27 protein-coding genes are annotated in these 22,933 nt (G+C 48.5%); 7 read left to right on the plus strand and 20 right to left on the minus strand.

Annotation, left to right across the window (positions count from 1 at the left end):
- Positions 1 to 343: 343 nt before the first annotated feature.
- The 8 genes from L2744_RS03445 to L2744_RS03480 all read right to left on the minus strand — a co-directional run bounded on the left by L2744_RS03445 (position 344) and on the right by L2744_RS03480 (position 5,958).
- Complete coding sequence (locus L2744_RS03445) at positions 344 to 676, minus strand: TraR/DksA family transcriptional regulator (RefSeq protein ID WP_011787803.1); 333 nt, start codon at positions 674 to 676, stop codon at positions 344 to 346.
- A 90-nt stretch (positions 677 to 766) separates the two neighbouring features.
- Entirely contained in the window at positions 767 to 1,621 is an 855-nt protein-coding gene (locus tag L2744_RS03450; protein ID WP_248990680.1) for a universal stress protein, read from the minus strand.
- A 34-nt stretch (positions 1,622 to 1,655) separates the two neighbouring features.
- On the minus strand, positions 1,656 to 3,146 hold the full coding sequence (locus L2744_RS03455; RefSeq protein WP_248990681.1) for a SulP family inorganic anion transporter: 1,491 nt from the start codon (positions 3,144 to 3,146) through the stop codon (positions 1,656 to 1,658).
- A gap of 466 nt (positions 3,147 to 3,612) precedes the next feature.
- Positions 3,613 to 3,819 carry a hypothetical protein gene (locus L2744_RS03460; RefSeq protein ID WP_376711929.1) on the minus strand — a complete coding sequence of 69 codons (207 nt, stop codon included), beginning with the start codon at positions 3,817 to 3,819 and terminating at the stop codon, positions 3,613 to 3,615.
- A gap of 4 nt (positions 3,820 to 3,823) precedes the next feature.
- Positions 3,824 to 4,834, minus strand: coding sequence for a tyrosine-type recombinase/integrase (locus tag L2744_RS03465; protein ID WP_248990682.1), 1,011 nt, complete (start codon positions 4,832 to 4,834; stop codon positions 3,824 to 3,826).
- A gap of 2 nt (positions 4,835 to 4,836) precedes the next feature.
- Positions 4,837 to 5,367: a protein-tyrosine phosphatase family protein gene (locus L2744_RS03470; RefSeq protein WP_222134488.1), complete on the minus strand. Its 531-nt coding sequence runs from the start codon at positions 5,365 to 5,367 to the stop codon at positions 4,837 to 4,839.
- A 9-nt stretch (positions 5,368 to 5,376) separates the two neighbouring features.
- Entirely contained in the window at positions 5,377 to 5,658 is a 282-nt protein-coding gene (locus L2744_RS03475) for a hypothetical protein (RefSeq protein ID WP_248990683.1), read from the minus strand.
- A gap of 18 nt (positions 5,659 to 5,676) precedes the next feature.
- Complete coding sequence (locus tag L2744_RS03480) at positions 5,677 to 5,958, minus strand: hypothetical protein (RefSeq protein WP_248990684.1); 282 nt, start codon at positions 5,956 to 5,958, stop codon at positions 5,677 to 5,679.
- A 258-nt stretch (positions 5,959 to 6,216) separates the two neighbouring features.
- Between L2744_RS03480 and L2744_RS03485 the strand changes: the two genes are divergently transcribed.
- Entirely contained in the window at positions 6,217 to 6,819 is a 603-nt protein-coding gene (locus L2744_RS03485; protein WP_021293852.1) for a hypothetical protein, read from the plus strand.
- Positions 6,820 to 6,834: 15 nt separating this feature from the next.
- Here L2744_RS03485 and L2744_RS03490 read toward each other — a convergent pair whose 3' ends face one another.
- On the minus strand, positions 6,835 to 7,287 hold the full coding sequence (locus L2744_RS03490; protein ID WP_248990685.1) for a hypothetical protein: 453 nt from the start codon (positions 7,285 to 7,287) through the stop codon (positions 6,835 to 6,837).
- A gap of 719 nt (positions 7,288 to 8,006) precedes the next feature.
- On the opposite strand from L2744_RS03490, the gene L2744_RS03495 reads away from it, so the two are divergent.
- The 6 genes from L2744_RS03495 to L2744_RS03520 are packed head-to-tail and all read left to right on the plus strand — an operon-like array spanning position 8,007 to position 12,485.
- Entirely contained in the window at positions 8,007 to 8,642 is a 636-nt protein-coding gene (locus L2744_RS03495) for a phosphate propanoyltransferase (RefSeq protein WP_011787814.1), read from the plus strand.
- A gap of 13 nt (positions 8,643 to 8,655) precedes the next feature.
- Positions 8,656 to 9,135, plus strand: a complete 480-nt coding sequence (pduM, locus tag L2744_RS03500; protein ID WP_248990686.1) for a microcompartment protein PduM — start codon at positions 8,656 to 8,658, stop codon at positions 9,133 to 9,135.
- Positions 9,136 to 9,139: 4 nt separating this feature from the next.
- On the plus strand, positions 9,140 to 9,418 hold the full coding sequence (locus L2744_RS03505) for a EutN/CcmL family microcompartment protein (RefSeq protein ID WP_007372117.1): 279 nt from the start codon (positions 9,140 to 9,142) through the stop codon (positions 9,416 to 9,418).
- A 32-nt stretch (positions 9,419 to 9,450) separates the two neighbouring features.
- Positions 9,451 to 9,966 carry a heme-binding protein gene (locus tag L2744_RS03510; protein ID WP_248990687.1) on the plus strand — a complete coding sequence of 172 codons (516 nt, stop codon included), beginning with the start codon at positions 9,451 to 9,453 and terminating at the stop codon, positions 9,964 to 9,966.
- Positions 9,963 to 11,357 carry an aldehyde dehydrogenase family protein gene (locus L2744_RS03515; RefSeq protein WP_248990688.1) on the plus strand — a complete coding sequence of 465 codons (1,395 nt, stop codon included), beginning with the start codon at positions 9,963 to 9,965 and terminating at the stop codon, positions 11,355 to 11,357. Before L2744_RS03510 ends, L2744_RS03515 begins: the two co-directional genes overlap by 4 nt.
- A gap of 15 nt (positions 11,358 to 11,372) precedes the next feature.
- Complete coding sequence (locus L2744_RS03520) at positions 11,373 to 12,485, plus strand: 1-propanol dehydrogenase PduQ (RefSeq protein WP_011787809.1); 1,113 nt, start codon at positions 11,373 to 11,375, stop codon at positions 12,483 to 12,485.
- 766 nt (positions 12,486 to 13,251) lie between these two features.
- Here L2744_RS03520 and L2744_RS21695 read toward each other — a convergent pair.
- From L2744_RS21695 to L2744_RS03575, 11 genes are all read right to left on the minus strand, one after another.
- Complete coding sequence (locus tag L2744_RS21695; RefSeq protein WP_376711930.1) at positions 13,252 to 14,136, minus strand: RHS repeat domain-containing protein; 885 nt, start codon at positions 14,134 to 14,136, stop codon at positions 13,252 to 13,254.
- 14 nt (positions 14,137 to 14,150) lie between these two features.
- A complete protein-coding gene (locus L2744_RS03530) occupies positions 14,151 to 14,543 on the minus strand; it encodes a hypothetical protein (RefSeq protein ID WP_164597220.1) in 393 nt (130 codons plus the stop codon).
- Position 14,544: 1 nt separating this feature from the next.
- Positions 14,545 to 15,357 carry an RHS repeat-associated core domain-containing protein gene (locus L2744_RS21760; protein ID WP_446539692.1) on the minus strand — a complete coding sequence of 271 codons (813 nt, stop codon included), beginning with the start codon at positions 15,355 to 15,357 and terminating at the stop codon, positions 14,545 to 14,547.
- A 351-nt stretch (positions 15,358 to 15,708) separates the two neighbouring features.
- Positions 15,709 to 15,936: a hypothetical protein gene (locus L2744_RS03540; protein ID WP_114822847.1), complete on the minus strand. Its 228-nt coding sequence runs from the start codon at positions 15,934 to 15,936 to the stop codon at positions 15,709 to 15,711.
- Between the two features lie 67 nt (positions 15,937 to 16,003).
- Positions 16,004 to 16,303 (minus strand): hypothetical protein, encoded by a 300-nt coding sequence (locus L2744_RS03545; RefSeq protein WP_113847824.1) that lies wholly within the window; start codon positions 16,301 to 16,303, stop codon positions 16,004 to 16,006.
- 65 nt (positions 16,304 to 16,368) lie between these two features.
- Complete coding sequence (locus tag L2744_RS03550) at positions 16,369 to 16,614, minus strand: hypothetical protein (protein WP_017086594.1); 246 nt, start codon at positions 16,612 to 16,614, stop codon at positions 16,369 to 16,371.
- Between the two features lie 63 nt (positions 16,615 to 16,677).
- Entirely contained in the window at positions 16,678 to 17,061 is a 384-nt protein-coding gene (locus L2744_RS03555) for a hypothetical protein (RefSeq protein ID WP_248990689.1), read from the minus strand.
- Between the two features lie 60 nt (positions 17,062 to 17,121).
- Positions 17,122 to 17,421, minus strand: a complete 300-nt coding sequence (locus L2744_RS03560; protein ID WP_248990690.1) for a hypothetical protein — start codon at positions 17,419 to 17,421, stop codon at positions 17,122 to 17,124.
- 112 nt (positions 17,422 to 17,533) lie between these two features.
- Entirely contained in the window at positions 17,534 to 17,884 is a 351-nt protein-coding gene (locus tag L2744_RS03565) for a hypothetical protein (protein WP_089140437.1), read from the minus strand.
- 1 nt (position 17,885) lies between these two features.
- The gene (locus tag L2744_RS03570; RefSeq protein ID WP_376711931.1) at positions 17,886 to 22,064 is read right to left on the minus strand and encodes an RHS repeat-associated core domain-containing protein; all 4,179 of its coding nucleotides are present in this window, start codon (positions 22,062 to 22,064) and stop codon (positions 17,886 to 17,888) included.
- A gap of 151 nt (positions 22,065 to 22,215) precedes the next feature.
- A complete protein-coding gene (locus L2744_RS03575) occupies positions 22,216 to 22,899 on the minus strand; it encodes a nuclease-related domain-containing protein (RefSeq protein WP_248990691.1) in 684 nt (227 codons plus the stop codon).
- Positions 22,900 to 22,933: the final 34 nt, after the last annotated feature.

A 22,933-nucleotide genomic window follows, 5' to 3' on the forward strand; every position in this document is an offset into this window, starting at 1 on the left:
AGTTTACATTGGCTTAAATATACTCACGTTGATTTATGATGATTAATTATATCACCATTTGATAATATGTAAACAACATGACTTATGCATCAAAGTGCCTCAGCTGAATTTACACAAAAAAAATAATATCATGAAAAGTTCTGTTTTTATTGAAACATAAAAAAATCGTCAATATTTTTAGTCTCCTCTTGAATTAACACTATTTTACATATTTCTGAATAACGGATGATGCCAAATCTTTAGTAAATAAAATGCAGGCCTCTGAATATATTAATACAACAATTAACGCATCACATAATTCCATTGCACTGAACTAAAGTGTCTTAGCCTAACATTAATATTTCTATGAACAGTTAATGCAGCGAGTCACGGTAGGATCAAACATAAGCCGATTCAAATCGATATCTTCACCACAGACAAAACAGCTGCCATATTCATCGCTATTTATGCGTAATAATGCACCTTCAATAACTTGTAACTGATGCTGCTTGCGTCTCGCCGTTTCTAATTCCATTTGCTGTCCTTGCAATGCATCTATACGTGAAAGGCGTCCGAGCCGTGATTGATCAAGTTCGACAACTTGCACATCACTCGTTTGTGCTGCAATCTGCGCTAACAAACTTTCCAGCATTTGCTGTAACTGTAAATGCAGTTGTTGCTTTAGCTGCTCGTTCATTTCACCTCCAAACTTAAGCATCAGAACCTATCTCTATTACTATGCACTAATCAGCGTCTTAGATACTGATTAGTGCAATATCAATAGCTGTTAGCGCAATAATAATAATGGGATATGGCTTTTACTGATCATCCTTGTGGTATTGCTCCCCACAAAGAACTCCCTTATCCGCGAATGGCCGTAGGCTCCCATCACCATAAGGTCAATCTGATGCTCGGCTTGATAGGCTGAAAGTGCGGTTTGCACCTCCCCTTGGCAGGCTGCTGTGACCACGTTGAAGTTTGCTTCGTGGAGAACATCTGCGACTAAGGTTAATTCAGCCGTAGCGTGTGATTTGTTGTCAGACACCATGACCAAATGACACTCAAGCCCCATGAGTAGCGGGCTACTAGCAACGCGATTAAGCGCTTTTTTCGCCGTTAGGCTGCCATCATAGGCGATCATAAATCGCTTTGGCGTTTGAAATTCTGCCATCACCACTAAAATAGGTTGTTTGAGTGTGCGGATCACACTTTCAAGGTGGCTGCCAATGGACTGAGACTGATCTTGATGTTGCTCACCTTGACGTCCCATCACTACCAGTCTGGCCTTGCATTCTTGTTCTAACAAGGTTTCAACCAAGTCGCCATGGCGCTGCAAGGTTTCAACCACGACAGAAGGCTTTTTCTCTGCAAGGCGAGTTCGCGCGTCTTGCAACATATATTTGCCCTGCTCAAGAGCCAGTTTGCCACGGCGTTCTTCAAGCTCAACCATTTCACTGAGTAAGTGCTCCCGCGTCCCGAGACCGATATTTCCCGACAGATTTGACTCTGTTGGATATGCAGACTTGTCTAATACATGCAATAACGTCACTGGCGCATCAAGTTGATTTGCAGCCCAGCCACTGGCATCACATACGGCAGGTGTCACATTTGAACCGTCAATACAGGCAATCACATTTGTCATCGTTTTATTCCTTTTTTGTTGTGTTGCTAATGGCTTAGTGACCAGACATCATTTTTTCGACTTCTTCTGGCTTATCATGCACCCCAAATTTATCGACTATGGTGGCACTGGCTTCATTTAGGCCAATCAACTCTACTTCAGTCCCCTCACGGCGGAATTTAATCACTACCTTGTCCAGCGCCGATACCGCCGTAATATCCCAAAAATGCGCTTGAGATAAGTCGATAGTCACTTTATCAACCACTTCCCTAAAATCGAATGAATTACTGAACTTATCTGCCGAGGCAAAAAAGACTTGCCCAATAACCTGATAATGGCGACCCGTGTCGACAGCAGTCGTTGCACTCTTAACCACCATAAAACGGCCCACTTTATTAGCAAAAAACAGAGACGCGAGTAATACCCCTACAAATACCCCAATCGCTAGGTTATGGGTAGCGACCACCACCACAACCGTCGCCACCATCACAAAGTTGGTCGACATAGGGTGATGCTTAAGGTTACGAATGGAATCCCAAGAGAATGTACCGATAGCCACCATGATCATCACAGCAACCAGTGCCGCCATCGGAATAAGTTTTAACCATTCACCTAAAAACACCACCATCACCAATAGATAAACACCTGCGGCGAAGGATGATAAACGTCCGCGACCGCCAGATTTAATGTTGATGATCGACTGACCAATCATGGCACAACCTGCCATACCACCCATTAAACCCGCGCCAATATTAGCAATACCTTGGCCCTTACACTCGCGGTTCTTATCGCTTTGGGTATCGGTTAAATCATCAACTATGGTGGCGGTCATCATGGATTCTAACAAACCCACCACGGCAAGGCCGGCCGAGTAAGGGAAGATGATCATCAGGGTTTCAAGGGTCAAGGGCACTTCAGGCCAGAGGAAAATAGGCAAAGTATCAGGTAGTTGCCCCATATCGCCAACCGTACGGATATCGACACCCATATAAACCGCAAACACAGTTAACGCTATGATACAGACTAACGGTGAAGGTAAAGATTTACCAATCACAGGAATGAGTGGGAACAAGTAAATGATACCAAGGCCAGCTGCCGTCATCGCATACACATGCCAAGTCACATCGGTAAGCTCAGGCAATTGAGCCATAAAGATAAGGATCGCTAGCGCATTCACAAAGCCCGTCACCACAGAGCGGGACACAAACCGCATCAAGCTGCCGAGTTTTAAGTAACCCGCAGCAATTTGCAGAACACCGGTTAAGAGGGTTGCCGCAAGTAAATACTCGAGGCCATGTTCCTTCACTAAGGTCACCATCAACAGCGCCATAGCACCCGTTGCGGCAGAGATCATGCCAGGACGGCCACCGGTAAACGCGATGACCACTGCGATACAGAATGAAGCATACAGGCCGACCTTAGGATCGACACCTGCAATAATAGAAAAAGCAATCGCCTCAGGGATTAACGCCAGCGCTACTACAATACCGGCTAACAGATCTCCGCGTATATTGGAGAACCACTCTTTTTTTATGGTTTGTATCATGTTACTCACTCTGATTAAAATTAAATCAATAACAAAAGCTAACGCTAGCCATATACACAGACGTGCAAAGACAAGAGCTTTTATCGTCAACGTGACGAATCAATATTAGATTTATGGAGGTACAACAAAAGCTACCGAAGGGTAGATACTACGAACGGATCTGAGCGATCCAAAATGAAGGGGGTTAAACTAATGCGGCTTAAAGCTCATTACAGAAATTATCCTTACAACAGGTAAAATGAGTAAAATTTTGATTTTTGGCTATATACAGAAACACAATATAGAGTTAGGTAAGGATACCGTTCAGGTCGTTGAAAGTCAAAGGACCAAAATCAGATTAACTATGATCCGGTAAGCTGTAACGACTTAAATTCAGTGTTAATGAGCGTAACCAGATAAATTCCACATTAAAAACAAAAAAAACAGTGGCTTAATTTAGCTCAAGAGCTTAGTTATAAAGCTAACTTTACATTTTCGGCGCGTTGGGCAAATTTAGCCAATCTGCTATCCGGTACACTCCAAATTGGCCGCCATACCCGTTTTTGTAGAACGAAACTGGCTCTACTCCTGGCTTAGGCTTCATCCGAAATTCGTCCCTGAGCCGTCCTTTTGAAAAGCACCTATCGGCTTTCATGGCTTCGGCTCTGGCAAGTTCGAGTTCTTCATCATTCATGCTGTTAATCCGCTATATCGAGGCGTTGGCTTGCTCTCTTCAAGCGCTCATCGCCGCGCCTGTCATATTTCTGGGTAGTTGCAATGCTTGAGTGGCCCATTGCGTCCTTCACGGTCACAATATCCTCACCGTTATCCAGCATCGAGGAGGCAAAGGTGCGTCGCAGGTCATGGGGCGCAAACTTCTCCAGACCGGCTTCTACTCTTCTGGTCTCCAAGATGTGGTAGATGGCCTGATCCGACATCCGCTCTCCAGTCACATCATCAAACCGCCTGATCCTCGGGAATAAAGGCCCTTCATGCGTTCCTCGAACCTCTTCAACCCACTTATCCAGTCTTTTCCATGCGCCACCAGGCACATACGCCATTCTCTCTTTGTTGCCCTTGCCAAGGACCTTGAGAGCGCGGTCCTTGTAGATCATGCTTCCCATGTCCAGCGCAACGATTTCCGAACGGCGCAAGCCACACCCGAGGAGCACCCCGAGAATGGCCGCATCCCGAAGCCCTTTGGCGCTTGAATCACTTTCACATGTGAAAAAGAGGCTGCGAATCTCATGGCGTTCAAGTGCGCGCCCTTTTGGGAGTCGAGATCCTCGTACTGAACGGACTTGCTTAATGTGCTGGTAGCTGTCCGTATCAATTTGCTTCATCGTCCAGGCTTCATGAGCCACCCCTTTGAGCGCTGAAAGGTAGGTGTTGATCGTTGCCGGTGCCTTCCCTGCATCCCCCAGCATTTCCAGCACCGCCAATATGTGGTGCCGCCTCATTGAGCTCCATGCACAGTCACGAAGGTTCTGAAACCCGATCATCTTGGCGACAATGTTGAGGAATGAACTCATGGTCTGCCTGCTTCGCTTTGACCCGAGGCTCACCAGATAGGCGACGGCAGGGTTGTCCTGGATGTTCCGGAGCGAGCTCGATGACGGCAACAGTTCACCGCGAATGGTTTGTTCTGCCGGAACATTTACTTTCGCATGTGAAACTAGCTCATCTTTGTCGTTGTTCGTGTCGTGCAAAGTTACCTCCTGAGCCCGACCGCAACGAGAAGCAAGTCCCATATCTTGAGGTGAAGAGGCACCTCCTTCTCTATATGTTGCGTTTCATAGCTTTGTATCAACGATTCAAACTTGGTTGGATTGCACAGCAATTCGTAAACTGTCCGGTTGGGCTTGGTGATCGGCTTATTCGGAGTAAATCCATGTTTGTTCTGGAGGTACAGTGCTACCGCGCCACTTCTGGATTCTCCGTAATAGCAATGAACGAAGATCTGATCGATACCGCTACCAACCAATCCATCCAGGAAGGTGGACAGCTTTTCAGCCTGTGATGAGTCAATGTAGGAGGCGTAATTCATCCGGAACGCTGCCTTCATGGTGTGGATAGTGTTCTCGGAATAGCCGCCATCATAGAAGCTATCGCGGTACAACTGCTCCCACGGTCCGAGAGAGGCAGGGGACTTGTCTGGGTCAGTTATGGAGATCATGGCCGCACCGGCAACGGGCTCCAGCCTTTCGGCCTCTGACTGGCTGATAAAGGTGACTTTTTTCATCGGGATTTCCTACATCATGCGACGAGCACAAGGATGAGAAGCCATAAGCTCACGGGCCTGGCGCTCACCTTCATCAGTACCGACCGGAGCAGTGGTATAGACTCCACCATGCCTCAGGTCAACTATGTTGCTTCGGCAGCACTGACCGACGTTCTGCACCTTGCTGTCTGCATCCAACCCACCAAATGTGTGGCAAGGCCCAGTAAACGGCTTTTTGCACACAGAGCATCGGTTGCTGTTCTTGTTGATGACTCTCGCCAACACCTTTTCAAATTTGTTTTTGTTTAACATCAGGTTCTCCACTCAGGGTTACTGGTCGAGCATCCCAGCCAAGGCGGTCTGCTGGCCTTCGCTACAAGGTGCAAATCCGGCAAAAGCACCGGCATTAACCTTGAGCTCATCAAAGCGTCCATCGGTGTCCCGGTAGTACACCTTACGTTTTCCAATTCCACCTTCGAGGTTTGCGGCCAACCAGGCGACCACTGCATCAGCATCGTTCGTAACTGAGGCTCCCTGATCCAGATCGATAAGTACCAGGTGGATGTCCGTCTGGAGTGCCACCTCGAAGGTAGCTCTTACGTCAAAAATCACTGATCGCGCTCCTTGTAAAAAGTGGGTACTCGGCACCACCTATCCTATTCCAAAAATCCTACTTTTTCAAAGATACATTTTAATAAGTAGAATAAACCACGCAGACTTTACGATTATTTACTGTAATTATCATAATTACGGTAATACGATAATTTTACAGGTTACGACAAAACGGTATAATGTCGCGCTGGAACATACTTGCGAGGGATCGGCTTAACAGCGATAGTGGATACATAATGTGCAGGTGCGAGAAATAATATGTATAAGAGCCTTGAAGATCTGATGGCGGGTATTTACGAGATGGCCGCGCCAGATGGCATCATCTGTAACGAGGTTTCCAAATTCCTTGCGGCCAACCAAGTCAAGCCGGAAGACATAAGCTCTGGGATCTGGTTTTTCCTGTGGCTTAAATCAGCTCCCAAGGATGCGAAGCCAATCCAAAAAGAAATCCCCGGATTTGGAGTCGTTCTCAACATGCCGACTTATGGCGGAACGCTCAACGAAGCAATCACAGGGTTGATCGAGAACGAGTGCCGTCAAATACAACTCGCTGAGGGACACCCTAGCCTTGAGGCTTGGGTTGAATCGGTATTAGCTGGTCGAGATGACGGAGAGGAAAATGAAGCTGCGGCCAATATCGTGGACCTGCTTAATGGGTGTCACGACCTACTGGATACAGCAATTATCAATTACCTTTTTAAGGTGGGAAAAATCAACGAGCAAGAGATTTTGTCGCTTATCTATTATGGAGAGCTATGTGACCACTCTCTTGTCGGTACGCCTTTTTCAACGTTACATATCCCGAGTGAAAATAACGTCCACGAACGTAACATCATCCCCATTAAAAAAGGAGCCAGTTAGGCTCCTTTTTATTATTCAAGGTTTGCTCTGCGAAACCACCTCATCCCACGTATGCAAAACCTTCGATAGGTGCTGATGCTTTCGGGTGAAGTCTTTATCATCCAGGAGTGCTTTAAATGGCGCGTTCAGGTCACTGCATTTGACGTTCTTGCCGATCACAGACAGGGTATCCTGGAGTGATCCACCAGCAGCATCCAGCCCCATTCTATCGACGGTCTCACTACTCACCATTGCCTGGACAACATTGGTGAATGCCTTTGAGTTGAGCTGCTCAACACTCAGGGCCGTATTGCATTTTTGCTCAACCGCTTGCTTATACTGGATGGTGTACTTAGCAGTGATCGGTGACATGGTGTTCATCGCAAGTATGTATGCGTCCACCTCACTGGTCGGTAATGTCGCGGCGTAGACTGACGAGCCAGATGCGGCTACGGCCATTATCAAAGTTATTACCTTCTTATTCTTCATTTCTCTGAAATTCCCCTTTTAAAATATGGAGCTACAACTCATTTGTACCAATTATAATACTATTGATTTCCAAAAGTATCTCTCAGGACCAACACCAGCATTATCAGGTGCCACTCACTTGTTGCCATTTCCCTTGTCATGAAAACTACCTACAACAACAAGAATTATGCTAGAAATGGTCAATGCCACCCCTAAAAACGCACCTATTTTCACATACAGGGTTATCTTTAAAGCTCAGGCAAGAAAATGTGATGTAGCACAATTTACAACGATTTTAAAAAGAGTATAATTTTCATATGATATAGTCACGAATGTAATGGATTTATCTTTGTGAAAAACCAAGAATAACTAACGGATTACAACTTTTATTGCCAGGTAAAAAAATGAGAAACGCCCACGATATACTTGACAATATTGTATATGATTTTGCCAATGCGCTACTGACCTCGATATTCCGACAGCGTCAGCGAGATCCGTTGCCGTTGCGCAGCAGGTTAAACCCGGAATATCTCTGCATCAGTTTCATTATCAGGAAAAACCTGATGATGAAACTGCAGATGCGGGTAGCCAACAGACAGGTGAAACAAAACAGGCTGTCGCCATATCAGCAAAATTACTGGTGACATGCAAAATCTGTGGAGATCCTTCATGTCCGCGACATAAGGGCCAGCCACGCAGTAGATGTATTCACAATCAGAAATCGGTATTGAGGTAAATCAATGGATCACGATCTGATCACAAAACTGACCGGTCAGGTAATTGCGCAGATGCGGCAACGAACGATTCCGCTGGGTATATCAAACCGGCATGTTCATTTGTCGGCAAAAGATTACCAGAGTCTGTTTCCCGGACAGACTCTGAAAATTAAAAAGCCCCTTGGTCAGCCCGGGCAATTTGCGGCAGAGCAGACCGTTTCCTTAATCGGTCCAAGAGGTCAGTTGAAAAACGTACGGATACTGGGGCCGTTGCGGGGACAAACACAGGTGGAAATCTCGTACACCGATGCCAGGCAAATTGGCCTGACGGCGCCACTCCGCCTGTCAGGTGATCTGACCGGAAGTGTCTCTGTCACACTCAAAAGCGAGGCCGGAGAAATTAATCTCACCGAGGGAGTAATCATCGCTCGCAGACATATTCACATGTCGCCACTGGACGCTGCGATATTTGGCGTAACACAAGGAGAAACGGTGAAAGTCGGGATTGAGGGCACCGATCGAAAACTGATTTTTGATGATGTCTGTATCCGGGTTGCTGAGGATATGCGTCTTGAAATGCATATTGATACTGATGAAGCGAATGCTGCCGGTATTGATGGAGGCCAGGCAGTGGCAAGACTTCTCCTGACAAAACGCTAATGCAGGTGTGCCTATGCTGGACATGATCGTCTCAAGGGTCATTACACTTTTACAGGGAAGGGAAAGCCGGAGTTTACGGGTGACCCAGGCCGAGCTGGCGGCAGGCTTATCAAAAACGGTTTATTTGCATAATGCACAACTGATATTGCCCTTACCTGATCTGGCTTTTATTCAGAGTCTGGTTGCCTATGATCACCACCACCCGGCAGTGTCGACTGTCCTGGAAGCATGGGCATATGGCGTAAGGTTACACCTTCAGATCCACCAGCAATTACTGACCGCACTGCCACTGCGAGAGTTACGCCGCCTTCCGGTCACACTCACTGACCATATGAGTACACCGGTGAAACTGGCAGCTGCAGCTGGCCTCAGCTATGCCAGCGTTATTCACTGGCGCGATTGCTGGGTTTTACTGGAAAAGCAGACGCTGATTACCGCCCTCGCTCGGGAAGTAATGGAAAGACAGAACATCAAACTAATATGGCAGGAGTAACGCAATGCAACTGGCGAAAGTCGTAGGGTCAGTGGTGTCGACGCAAAAATCTGCATCCCTGACAGGTAAAAAATTGATGGTCGTTACTTTAGTTAATCTGGACGGCTCCACACCGCATTTCCAGGAAAACACCCAGGAGGTTGCTGTGGATTCTATGGGAGCAGGCGAAGGAGAGCTGGTTCTGGTCAGCCGTGGCTCTTCAGCCAGAAAGATCTTTCCGGAACCAAATCAGGCCATTGATCTGGCCATCGTCGGCATCGTCGATACCATCGATCGGTTTTAGCCTCGGTCGGCTGTTACAGGAGAAACAGAGCTATGCCAGAACAGGATATAGCATCCCTTATCAGAGAGCATCGCATATTGCTGGAGGAGGCCGTCGGCGAAGTTATCCGCCAGTACCCTCAGTCACTTTCGCCATCGGAAAACTTCAGTAAGCACATTTTCAGTTCAGAGCAGTTGAAAAACATTATCGATACTGTTACTGTTCTGGCGGAGGCGTGGCAGCAAAGCGCCATGGTAGTTATCACCTTGTGTGACGAAAAAGGCGAATGTGTTCTGACTTACCGCATGCCGGGTGCATCGGCAGAAGATATTGCTGTCGCCGAGCTTGCGGCCGAAGCCGCGGTACGTTTCGCTAAAGATAATAAACAGATCATTGACCCCACACCACATAACGTCATTGGCGGGATTGATACCTCCCGCGGAGGTTGTGTCGTGAATTGTGCGGGAAAAGTGATCGGTGGGGTCGGAATTAGCGGCGCATCCGCTGAAAAAAATCATCTTATTGCATTACGGGCTGTCGACAGCCTTAAATCAGGGAGTCAAAAATGAATACCACTGAACTGGAGAATATGAACCGCAATATTCTTGCTGATAATCTGAAAGGGACCGCTACTGCCCCTGGAAACATTCAGCACACTATCTTCGCTCGTGTGGAAGATGCTATCACTGCCAGCTACGATGCCTATAAAAAATACATGGCAGAACCTCTGGCACTTCGAACCAGGATCATTACAGCCCTGAAGGAAGAGCTGGCACCCTGGATCAAAGAGATGTCCGAACGCGCCGCAGAAGAAACCGGCATGGGTAATGCACCCGACAAAATCAGTAAAAACACTGCGGCACTGAATAATACTCCGGGGATTGAGGATTTGACCACAAGCGCCCTGACTGGTGATGGTGGCATGGTTTTATTCGAACTATCTCCCTTCGGAGTCATTGGCGCTATCGCCCCCAGCACCAATCCGACCGCAACTATCATTAACAACACCATCAGTATGCTGGCCGCTGGTAATGCTGTCTACTTCAGCCCCCATCCTGGCGCAAAGAAGGTATCTTTGTGGCTTATTGAAAAAATCGAAGACATCATTTATCGGGTAAGCGGGATCCGGAATCTGGTTACCACCGTCGCAGAGCCCACCTTTGACGCCACTCGCGAAATGATGTCAGATCCGCGCATTGCTCTGCTTGTGGTTACAGGCGGCCCGGCAATTGTCAATATGGCCATGAAAACCGGTAAAAAAGTTATCGGTGCCGGCCCAGGTAACCCCCCTGTACTGGTGGATGAAACTGCCTGTCCGGTCAAAGCTGCCAAAGATATCGTTGATGGTGCCTCTTTCGATCATAACGTCCTTTGCACCGCCGAAAAATGCGTCATCGTGGTCGATAGCATCGCCGATCGCCTCGTAGAAAATATGCAGAAAAACGATGCCTTTCTGGTAAAAACACCCGGTGATATTGCCAGACTGCGCCAGGTCGTTATCAATGACAAAGGAGAAGCAAACAAGAAACTGGTAGGCAAAAGCCCGGCAGTGATCCTGCAGGCTGCTGATCTGAACACATCAACGGCACCGCGACTGATTATTGTGGAAGTGGAGCAGGACGATCCGCTGGTGATGGTCGAACAATTGATGCCGGTTCTGCCTGTTGTGCGGGTCAGGGATTTTGAGACAGGGCTGGCACTGGCGCTGAAAGTGGAAAACGATCAGCACCATACAGCCATAATGCATTCGCAGAATGTTTCCCGTCTGAACCTGGCTGCGAAGACCATGCAGACTTCAATATTTGTGAAAAATGGCCCTTCCTATGCCGGACTGGGCATAGGTGCCGAGGGTTTTACCACCCTTACTATTGCGACACCCACTGGCGAAGGGACAACATCAGCACGGAGCTTCGCCCGTAAACGCCGTTGTGTGCTGACCAATGGATTTTCCATCCGCTAAGTGGAGGATGTGAAGATGTCCCTGTTCACGGTAAAAACGCGGGTATATAGCGGAGCCGACAGTTTAACCTGGCTCAGAACGCTCCACGGTAAAAAGATCTGGATTGTCTGCGATGGTTTTCTGGCTGGCAGCCCCAATCTGAAAATGGTCACCGACAATATCCACGAGGACAACACTGTCGGTCTGTTTAGCGATATCATCCCCGATCCGCCTGTCGCTACAGTGGCGGCTGGTATTGAGGCTATGAGTGCGATACAGCCGGATGTAGTGATCGGTTTCGGCGGTGGGTCGGCACTGGATTCAGCAAAGGCGATAATTTTCTTTGGCCGCAAGCTTGGCATTATGGTTGAGAACTTCGTTGCAATCCCCACTACCAGTGGTACGGGTTCTGAAGTCACCAGCGCCAGTGTTATCAGCGATCCGGCCAGCAGAATAAAATACCCGTTGTTTGATGACAGTCTTTACCCTGATATAGCGCTTCTTGAACCGCGACTGGTGCTAAGCGTACCACCGGCAGTAACAGCCAATACCGGGCTTGACGTACTGACGCATGCACTTGAGGCATATGTGGCCAAAGGCGCAACGGACTTTACTGATGCACTGGCAGAAAAAGCAGCACAACTGGTCATCAGTTTCCTGCCCGTCGTATATCGGGACGGTAATGAACTGGAAGCTCGAACCCGGATGCATAATGCTTCCACGCTGGCCGGTATCGCCTTCAGCCAGGCCGGGCTGGGAATGAACCATGCCATTGCTCATCAACTGGGTGGTCAACTGCACATACCCCATGGACTTGCCAACGCGCTGTTGCTGTGCCACGTGATCCGGTTCAACAGTCGTGATTTAGCCGTTCGTGCAAAATATGCACGGTTAAGTAAACTGTGTGGCCTGGCAAACTTCCAGTCGGCGGATGAGTATTGTGTCGCGAGTCTAATCACCCATCTGCACAATCTCATGAAGCAGGTTAATGTCGCAGACAACCTTAGCGCATTAAACATCACTCGCGAACAGGTAACGACTGCTGAAAATGCCATGATTACAGCCGCTTTACAAGATGCCTGTCTATCCACCAATCCGGTAACCGTATCGGATACGGATATACGTGCTATTCTTAGAGCGATTATATAGAGTCAGGATCAGAAAATTTAAGCCGGAAAAAACTGTTAAGTTACGTGATTTTTTCCGGCTTCTTTTTTAATTTTCAATCCCCCGAACATGTTATATAAATCATATCCGTTTCCTGGATACTGGATTACCATTACAGAATAATCCCCTTTAAATCAATCCAACCAAATGATGGTCATTCAATGAAAATGACTCAGATCAAGAAATTAATACTTTTCTTTTAGTAGAAAGTAATCTACCGCCCCCATAATGAACGCACTTACTAATACAGCTAATCCTATGTTCATTAACGTTCGCTGCACCCTTTCAACCTTTGTCAGGTTCCGCATAAATGCCTCTCAAAACCACTTGGCCGCTGGTGTCGGTTAGCCACAACCGGCACCAGCATCACCCTCCTTATGTCCGGAGAAGAACCTCATTACTTCTGCTTATTCTTAACACTAGATCCGCAGTTCGGGCACTTTAGATTCTTTGAGAAAATCACACCAATGACGATATTAATCTTGGATGAAAATAATTTTTTATCTCCCCTAGCTCGATGGAAGTAAGTTGAGCCACATGAAGTGCATCTTATAATCAAAGACATTACTGCGGTTGGTATCGAAGCAAACAACAAACACTGAACAAAAATATAAATTGTATCGTTGGTAACGCTGGTTAATCCCAGCTCGTAAAAAAGGCCAAGCACTAAAATAGAAAGCGCGATACCCCACGAAATAATTACCCCTACCGCTGTCAGCCTTATAGCCAAAGATTTTACTATCATTATCTATTCACTCCTGAGATCGCTTATAAATTTTTTCCAAAGATCGCCATACCAAGGCGCAAAAGTTTCTCCTGCTGCTGCCCCAACTCCTTCCCCAACAGCTCCCAAGGCATTTGTCGGTGCTAAGGAGAATCCCGGATAATCAAGCGGTTTTCCTATAATGTTTCGAGGTATGTAAGGACGCATCAATAAATTACCTAACTTACCCGCAGTAAACGCACCACCTATAGATGCCCCTATTACGGCAGAATAATTTATATTTTCAAAAGGACTTTCCTTTGTTGTACAGGATGATTTGCTGTTGTAGATCCTTTCGGTGTTTCCGATTACCTGGCCTAAGTAACTTGCAGAGGCGTTATTAGCCATAATGCCTAACACACCGCTTCCAAAGGGGCTAAATACACCCACGGCTGCACCTACAAGTCCACCTTTTAGCGCTCCCATCCATCCTCCTGTGATATAACCACCAACAGCACCTGATAGGCCTCCGTAGATGGCACCAGCACACCACGGGCATTCCCCAGTAAGGTCGAATAGAGAATATGGGTTGTTTTCTACATAGGCATAAGTGTTAATCCCACCAGCCAGCCCAATCGGGTCGCTGGTAATGTACCGCCCAGTCGCTGGGTCGTAGTAACGCCGCCAGTTGTAGTGAAGCCCGGTCTCCGCGTCGTAATACTGCCCTGGGAACCGCAGGTTGAAGGCTGGCCCTTGGGTGGTGACGCTGGCCTTACCGAACGGGCTGTAGCTCGCCTTCCAAACCACTTGGCCGCTTGCATCGGTCAGCGCCTTCGGGGTGCCAAGGTGGTCAACGTGGACGTGATAGGTCTGTCCTGATTGCACAAAGGCCAGAGGAGTGCCGCCGAGCCAGATGTATTCCGCCAGCACGTCTCCTGTTCACGCTATTCTGCAACCTTTTCTAGCCACAAAACTGCATTTTTGCGTAGTTCCCTCACCTCTTTATCAAACTCAAGAGAGAATAAATTTCCATCAACAACCCATACGTCAACTTCAAATGTCACTCCGTCAGCAAAACCTTTTAATCGGCACAACCTCTCTTCTCCCCGAGACGCGAATTTATCTTTTCTGCTCATATCAACACTCAATCCTGAGATTTTATAAAAACATATTTCCTCATCACCTCGATGCCTTTGAACATAATTTATCTCTCTTATTTGCGACTGGAGAATGCCTCCATTTTTCTTGCCTAACACTCGTTTCATTTCGCCAAAAAGGCTTACTTCAAACGCTGTATATTTTGGGAAAAGCCAGTTGAAAAGATGTCTGATTTGCATTTTATTCTCCACATCCACAATTACTGTTGTCAGAAGTTACACCATCATAGATGCGACCCCCAATTAATCCACTACCAGGAATCCACCCAGGAGTTCTAAGCACTTGTTGGGAAACTGTATTCATCATAGGGTTAGATGCTTTCCATGTTCTACTCATAAATTTGTAGCGGTAAGCATCGGTCAAAGCGTGTGTTTCCTTTGAAACAAAATTTCCGTTAAATCTTGACTTAACGAAACCGCCCAAATATTTATCGACATTTGGCCTATAATGCTTGTTTGTGGTTTTGCCACTTACACTAAATTTTCTGATGTATCTATCTGGAATCCAGTGAGACCACTCTTTTCCTGGTAATTTTCTAAATGCTTTACTAAACAACCCTCCACCCAAGGCCGACAAACCTACGTCAACCCAATTTACACATTTAAAGTTGCCGCCATTTTGATAAAGCTGCCACGCCAGATCCGCTCCAGCAAAAACCAATCCCCAAGCAAACTCTCCTGTCGGGTCGGTATTGGACATAGGGTTTCCATGCACATACCCGTAGGTGTTTACCCCATCAAACAGGCCGAGAGGGTCACTGGTGATGTACCGCCCGGTGTTCGGGTCGTAGTAGCGTCGCCAGTTGTAATGGAGTCCTGTCTCCGCGTCGAAATACTGCCCTGGGAACCGCAGGTTGAAAGTCAGCCCCTGGGTGGTGATGCTGGCTTTGCCAAAGGGGCTGTAGCTCGCCTTCCAAACCACTTGGACGCTGGCGTCGGTCAGCGCCTTCGGGGTGCCCAGGTGATATAATTTTCTTTCCTGACGCCTCACCATTTATTTAGTGTTATCGGCATTGTTTTTTCTAAACGACTTGATCGCCTTTCTTTGCCGGATGCTCTTAATGGACTCGTGTACTCCTAATGCAAAGCATGTTATACCCCACACCGATAGCATCATTAGAAGCACAAACTCTGATTCTGGTTTTCCAAGCAGTCTATATGCAGCGTAAGATAACGCTCCTGTCGCGATCCCTATGAGCGGAATTCCAACCAAATAAATAGAAAGTTCTGCTTTGTATGTCATATTTACTCTCCGTTCCCACGAGAACCCTCCTTCCGGGTCCATATAGCTTCATGGAGTACCGCTGGCATCGGCGGGGCCAACGCCAGCATTATCAGGTGCAACTCACTTGTTGCCATTCCCCTTGTCATGAAAACTACCTACAACAACAAGAATTATGCTGGAAATGGTCAATGCCACCCCTAAAAACGCCCCTATTTTTACATACAGGATTATTTTTTCTTTTAGTAGAAAGTAATCTACCGCCCCCATAATGAACGCACTTACCAATACAGCTAATCCTATGTTCATTAACGTTCGCTGCACCCTTTCAATCTTTGTCAGGTTTTGCATAAATACCTCTCAAAACCACTTGGCCGCTGGCATCGGTCAGCCACAACCGGCACCAGCATCACCCGCTTTATGTTCCGGAGAAGAACCTCATCACTTCCGCTGGGTAATGGAATAGGTGCCCCCCTTTATCGAAGAACAGAAACCATACAGAGAAAGATATAGCAAAGACTCCTACGCCAACAATCTCAAAAACATTTCTACCAATACGATGAATGTCAGTTCCTTTGTCATACTTTATCTTCTTATGCTTTATTACCCCTGCGATTCCTACGTAAATAAAATTAACCCCAAGAGGGATAAGAATCACAACAACTCCAGTGAAGTAGGCTGTATAAAGAAAGAAATCTACCCAGTTATTGATTTCCAAAAGCTGTACCTCCTTCCATCCCTATTCCTACGTTTAAGCTGGCTTGAAATTTTCCGCATCATTTCTTACCGCCGTTTACTTCGGCAGAACTCGATTAAGGACATAGTTGAACCTATTACCCCAATCACGGCACCTATCGCCAAAAAACCCCAAAACACCATTTCATTTTGCTGGTTCGTTTGATGCAATCCTAAAATCAATGCCAATTTTTGACCGCCATAGCCCACAACCCACCCTATCAACACAGATCCAAATAAGAACGGGAAGTAAATAGTTCCCAAAAACCACATCCAACGTTTATAAGTTTTCATCAAAATCGCCTTCCAAACCTTTTGGCTGCTGGCGTTGAAATGCCCAACGCCAGCAGGGTTCACTTACTTAAAATGTTCAGGAATCATCTTGATTTGTTCTTCCGCATCCCAATTTTTGGGTTTATCACTAGGCTCTAACCATTCGCATCCACTAGAGAGCCAGCCGCCTCTTAGAGCTCGTACATTTTCGAGCGTGGTATCGCCATAACCGAACTCCACTCCACAGCATGAACATATTTCGTATGTAGGTGTTTTATCATCTTCGCCCCAAGGTGGATCTTCGTGGAAAAGACCGCATACTCTACAGTGATGTTTAATTTTACTGGTCATAGAAATACTCCAATGGTGTTTTGTATTTGTTGGGCTCACATTTACCTTGGAGAACCGCAGGTTGAAGGTTGGCCCCTGGGTGGTGATGCTTGCTTTGCCAAAGGGGCTGTAGCTCACCTTCCAAACCACTTGGCCGCTGACGTCGGCTGGGCCAACGCCAGAGCCTGATCCACACTATCAGCCGCCTGAAAAAAATCTCATTACCTCTGACGGATAAAGAAACAGATTTCCACCTTTGGCAAAAAACAGATACCAAACAGAAAAAACCACAGAAAAAATACCTGCAACGCACACTTCAAATCTATTTCTTGCAGAGAAATACTTGTAGTGCTTTATTTCGTATCTCGGGGTTCTCATTTTTATTAGGTTCTTCAATGTTAACCAAAGAAAAATAGCCCCTACAGGTAGGATAATCACCACCACCCCAAAAAAATAAATTGTGTATATAATAAAATCGAACCAACTATTGATTTCCATAAACAGTCCCCAGAGCTACATCGGCCAATAACTCGCCATCGAGGCCGTAAACATAGAGCACATCTACGCCACCAGCAGGCTTAACCGCTGGTGGCAATATTTCAAGCCGTTCTCAATACTGCCTTTTCTTAAAGTAGCCAAGCCTTCTCAGACGAGATAAGAAATTCTTTTTGAAATACAGCCCACCCGGCAATGCTGCTAAAACAAAAAGCACCATAAAATAAACTGCATAAACCACATTAGAATTAAAAGCTTCACGCCACCCATTGATAAACACGGGGGCAATAAATAACGGTGCAACCAATACACACGCAAACAACACGTAAACAATACCCCCCCCCACATATTTAGCAAAGGCACCGGACCTACCCAGGAAAAATAGAGTTTTCCCATAAACAACGAACCCTACTAATAAAAGACCTGATACAACAACAAAGTACATGGCCGTAACAATCCACATCATATTAAAACCCCTTACCAAATAATTCACCCGAGCCAACGGTAACACCTTCAACCACAGAGCCAACAGTATTTCCCGGAATTTTATTTATCCCTGATGAACTTAATGGACGTCCAATGATTGTAAAGCGATAAGGGCTAATATAACGCCCTATTGTACTTCCTAGAGGTCCTCCTAAAGCCCCTCCCAGCGCAGCTCCAGCCACAGCGGAAAAATCATAATTACAGTAATCAGTAACATCCTTTCCTGAAACATATAGACCAGCACTTTGACCAAGCAGGCTGGCTATACCCGCACCAGCCGCCGCTCCGGCAGAGTGTGCTCCAAATATATTAACGAAACCAACTAATGCACCAGTGCCAGCTCCAGCTAATGCGCCTTGCCACCCACCTGAAATGTAGCCACCTATTCCCCCAGAGATCAGTCCATAGGCCGCACCCGCGAGCCCATATTCCCCAGTAGGATCAATTAGCCTTAAAGGGTTTGCGCGAACATACCCATAGGTATCCACCCCATCGAACAGGCCAAGGCGGTCTGATTGTAAGTAACGGCCAAGTGCTGGGTCATAGTAGCGATGCCAGTTGTAATGGAGCCCGGTCTCCGCGTCGTAATACTGTCCTGGGAACCGCAAGTTGAAGGTCGGCCCCTGGGTGGTGATGCTGGCTTTACCAAAGGGGCTGTAGCTCGCCTTCCAAACCACTTGGCCGCTTGCATCGGTCAGCGCCTTCGGGGTGCCCAGGTGATCGACGTGGACTTGGTAGGTCTGTCCTGACTGAACAAAGCCCAAGGGTGTCCCATCGAGCCAGACATACTCCGCCAGCACGTCTCCAGTGGCCGCGTCCAGCTCCTCGATGAGGTTTCCTGCCAGGTCGTAAACCAGCAGCCGGGTATGCCCGTTTAGGGTCTTGGTTACACGCTGATCCAGGTGGTTGTATGTGTAGCTTACAGTCACTCCCGCGACCGTTGCGGCCACCAGCCGGTTCTGGCTGTCATAGGTGAAGGTATCCGCCCCCTGCTTCGTCAGGTTGCCATTGGCGTCATAGCTTCTGGAGGTTTGCCCGGCCTTCACCAGCCAGTTGTTCATGTAGTTGATGGTGTAGCTTTGGCTCAGGCCATCGGTCGTGATCGAGGTCCTGTTGCCGGTGGCGTCATAGCCATAGCCCAAAACGCCATAGAGCCCCTCAGCAGAGGTGATGCGGCCAACCGCGTCATAACCGAGTGACTGATTGACTGATGAGCTGAGATTGTCGTCTATGGCTGAAATCAACGAGTCTGGCGTGTACCGATAGACCAGCGAATGCACCCTAGCAGCGTCGATGCCGGTGACACGGTAATCGAGATCCAGAGTGCGGCTTTCTGAAATGCCGTTCCCTCTGACCATACTGGTGACGGGGCCAAAGGGCGCTCGCTCAATCTGGCTTGCCAGGTTTGTTGTGGTGCCTGCTTGTGTCGTTGTCACCTCGATGACGTCACCGGCTGAGTCACGGGTGTAGGAGACCTCACGGCCACTGGGATACGTGATCTTCGTGACGAGGCCTGCACCATCGTATTGGTACTGGGTAGTCAGGCTCTGCCCGTGGGTTTCCCAGGTTTCGTAAGCCAGCCATCCTTCGGGGGTGTAGCCAAATCTCCGGACACCGTTGCCATCATCGACTGAGGTCAAGCGGCCTATGCCGTATGGTGAGGTTGCTTCGTCATACCCGTACAGAATTGGCGATTCGCCAGCGACATCGGTGGAGGTTTCGATGATCCGGTTCAGCGCGTCATAGCTGTAGCTTGTGGTTTGCCCCTTGGCCGTCTTGCGCGTTGCCACGTTACCGGCTTCGTCATAGGTAATGTCGGTGGTGCCGGTGTCCGGGCTCCGGACTTGAGTCACTTCTCCAAAGCCGTTGTAGCTGTAGTAGGTCAGGCGCGAACGAGGGTCTGAGACGCGGTAAACATCGCCGGTATCTTTGTAGAGTACCTGCGTGACCTTCCCAAGGGGGTCGGTCGTTTGCGTCCGGTGGTGGAAGCCGTCGTACTTGTAGGAGTGCGCGTTACCAGATGGACTGGTCTCCTGTATCAGGTTTGCCACCACATCGTAGGAAAACGATGACTGATTGCTATAGGCGTCGGAGACACTGGAGAGCCAGCCTATTTCGTTGAAGATCCGGTGCTCTATCCAACGGGTCTGGCCCAGCGCATCGAGCAGACGCTCTTCTACTGGGTTCCCGAGGTCATTGAGTTCAAGCTCGCGCCGGTTGCCCTGTCCATCTGTTTCCGCTACCAGCCGGTGGGCAGCGTCGTATTCATAGCTGACAGTTGCACCATTTGGCTTGGTTAGCGAACTCAGAAGCCCCACAGCATCATAGTTGTAGGTCGTGGTGCCTTCTGGACCAGTGGAGCTGACAAGCCTTCCTCTGGCGTCATAGGTGAGGGTCTGAGTTACACCGTTGACCCCCTGAATGGTCCCGGCGCGACCGTTCGCGTCGTAGTCGCCAAACTGCGTCACCTGCCCCAGTGCGTTCGTTGTCCGGATCAGGTTGCCCTGGTCATCGTAGTCAAATGTCGTCACATCGCTGACGTCGGTGCGCGGACCATCAATCGAGGCCAACAGGCTGGGCTTTCCTGTACCAGCAGGGGCATAGGTGTAGGTCCATGTCCGGGAAGCGCCCGAGCTGCGATCAGTGACCTTGCGGCTTATCACCCGGAGATGAGTGTCGTAGGTGAGCTCAGTGATCCTTGTTGGTTCTGTGATTTTTGCCGGGAGCGACTTGGAAGGAAGCCAGTCGGTCGTAACCTTGCCCCCGTCCTGGTCTATCTGGGTGGTTTCCAATCCCCGGTCGTTATGGGTGAACGTGCGCTTCTGCCCAGCGCGGTCAGTAATGCTGGAGACGAGGCCTTTGCTGTCGTAGACGTAGGTTTCCTTGCCGCCCACAAAGCCAGTACACGGCGCACCCTCAACCACATCAGGCTTGAGCATCCCATTGTGGCGACTGTAGGTGTATCGCTGAACGTGGCCGAGGGCATTGGTGACAGAGACGCTTCCGTCAGCGTTGTAGCTTACCTGAGTCTTCTCTGCGCCTCCGGCGTGTTCGCTTAGAACCGCCCTCCCCTGAGCATCATATCCCCATGTGGCGAAACGGTTGCCGTTCTCGTCCACCAGCCCAGAGAGCAAACCAGGTGCGTTCGGGTCATCGTAGAGATAGCTGCGAGTCGTATTGTCCTGGTAGATCACTTCCGCCAGCTTGCCAGCGCTGTTGTACTGGTACTGAATACTGCCTCCAGCAGGATCGGTGACACTGACCATGCGGCCATCCTGATACTGGAACTGGAGGGTGCGGCCAAAGCCGTCAGTGATCGAGGAGAGCTCTCCGTTCAGATAGCTCAGGGTGATGTGATTGCCGTTGGGCTTCTCGATGCCGGTCAGTCGTCCGGTTTCATCATAGGCCTCAACTACCCCGTCAGATTGTGTGTAGCGCCAGCCGGTAGCCTCTTTGGCTAAGGCGTCATCGGTTTTCCATGTTGGCACCCATCCAGAGGATGTTTCGTAGAAGGCGAGCTCCTGCCCTTCTGGTCGGTGCAGGACAACCATGTTCTCACCGTACTTCGAGGCGTTGACCTCGACGCTCCGCGAGTAGGTATGCCGCCAGCCGCCGATCTCTTCATCCGGAAGATGGCTGTTGTAGTACCTGGTGAAAGTGAGCGGGTCTGAACCGCCGCTTTGATAATCCAGCTCAGCCTGGAACTTGTTGCCGGTGCCGAGATGGATAGGGTTCCCCACACACATGGCTGTTGATGGTAAACCGAGGTCACGGTCAAGGAATGGCGTATTGTCCATCTCGCCCGGCAAGATGTAGGTTGACCGCCAGTATGCTCCACCAGTACAGGTTTCAGGGTCATAGCTTGCGGTCCCGCCAACGTACTTGAAGCAGATCCTGGAGGTGTAGCGGCCATCACCATATCCCTCGACCGGATACAGCTTTTCGCTGACGAACTCTCCGTACCCCTTCTCCTCTTCAATGCGGTAGCTCTTCATGAAGGAATGCGCGTCCATGATGGTGTTGAAGCGCATTGCATCTACTTCGGTGCTCACGGCCACAACCCGCCATTGTGCAAAAGCGATGCACGGCAAGGTTGCGAGCACCACCACGGCCAATGACCGCAGATTTCGCATCAGTGAAAGGGTAGGTCTCGATCTCATAAACAGCTCCAGTTGTTGCACTGGAGCCATTTTCAGGTAGGTGGGTCGTTTTCAGCGACTGTGTTTCTGCCCTTTTAGGGAATGAAGAGCAGCAAAGCTATGTTTGCGCTGATGGTGCAAAGTATGGTTGCAGGGTTGCAGGGTTGCGTTGTTAGACTTCGTTGTTCCGTCGCAGATTCTCAATGTGAGCTCGGTTAGTCCTCAAACCACGTTGAAGCCTGAGACTCTGGAGCCTCGCAGAGGCCTCTTCGACATCGAGCACCTTCTGTCCACTGGCAATCATGTCGTTAATGTAGTCCGCCGCTTTCCACCCGGAAGTGAAGAGAGCTGCTGGTTGTTCTTTGCTTGCCCACTCACATTCCCCGAGCATGACAACCAAGGAATGAATGTTTGCCAACCCGACGTTAGGAAGAAGAGCCTCGATAGCCTTCACATGCTTGTAGTTCTGACGAAACGGATTCTGGAACTTATAGGTGCTCTTGAAGATTTTCTGGGTCCACTGCTTATCCGATTCCTTGCCATAAATCCGGCCTTTATAGAACTTTGTCTCGACGACAAATATTCCGGTTGGAGCAATGACAATGTGGTCTACCTGCGTTGTATCCCCTTCTGAAACCACCAGTGTGACATCATCCAAAACAACGCACTCCTGCCCACATCGGTTGTGCAGTATTTTTGATAACGCCCACTCTCCGAACCGCCCCTTGATGTTTCGTGAAAACATTCTTAGAAAAGACGCAGCGACCGCCACCGCGAAAAGCAGCCAGATTAAAGGTTGGCTTATCAATGAAGCCAGAACGCCCCCAAAGAGCTGGGAAATGAAGTTTTCAGGCATCAGTTACCTCTCAAAGTTATTTTGTTCTCATAGA

Origin of the sequence: Shewanella profunda (assembly GCF_023283765.1) — a bacterium.
GTDB classification, from domain to species: Bacteria; Pseudomonadota; Gammaproteobacteria; order Enterobacterales; family Shewanellaceae; genus Shewanella; species Shewanella profunda.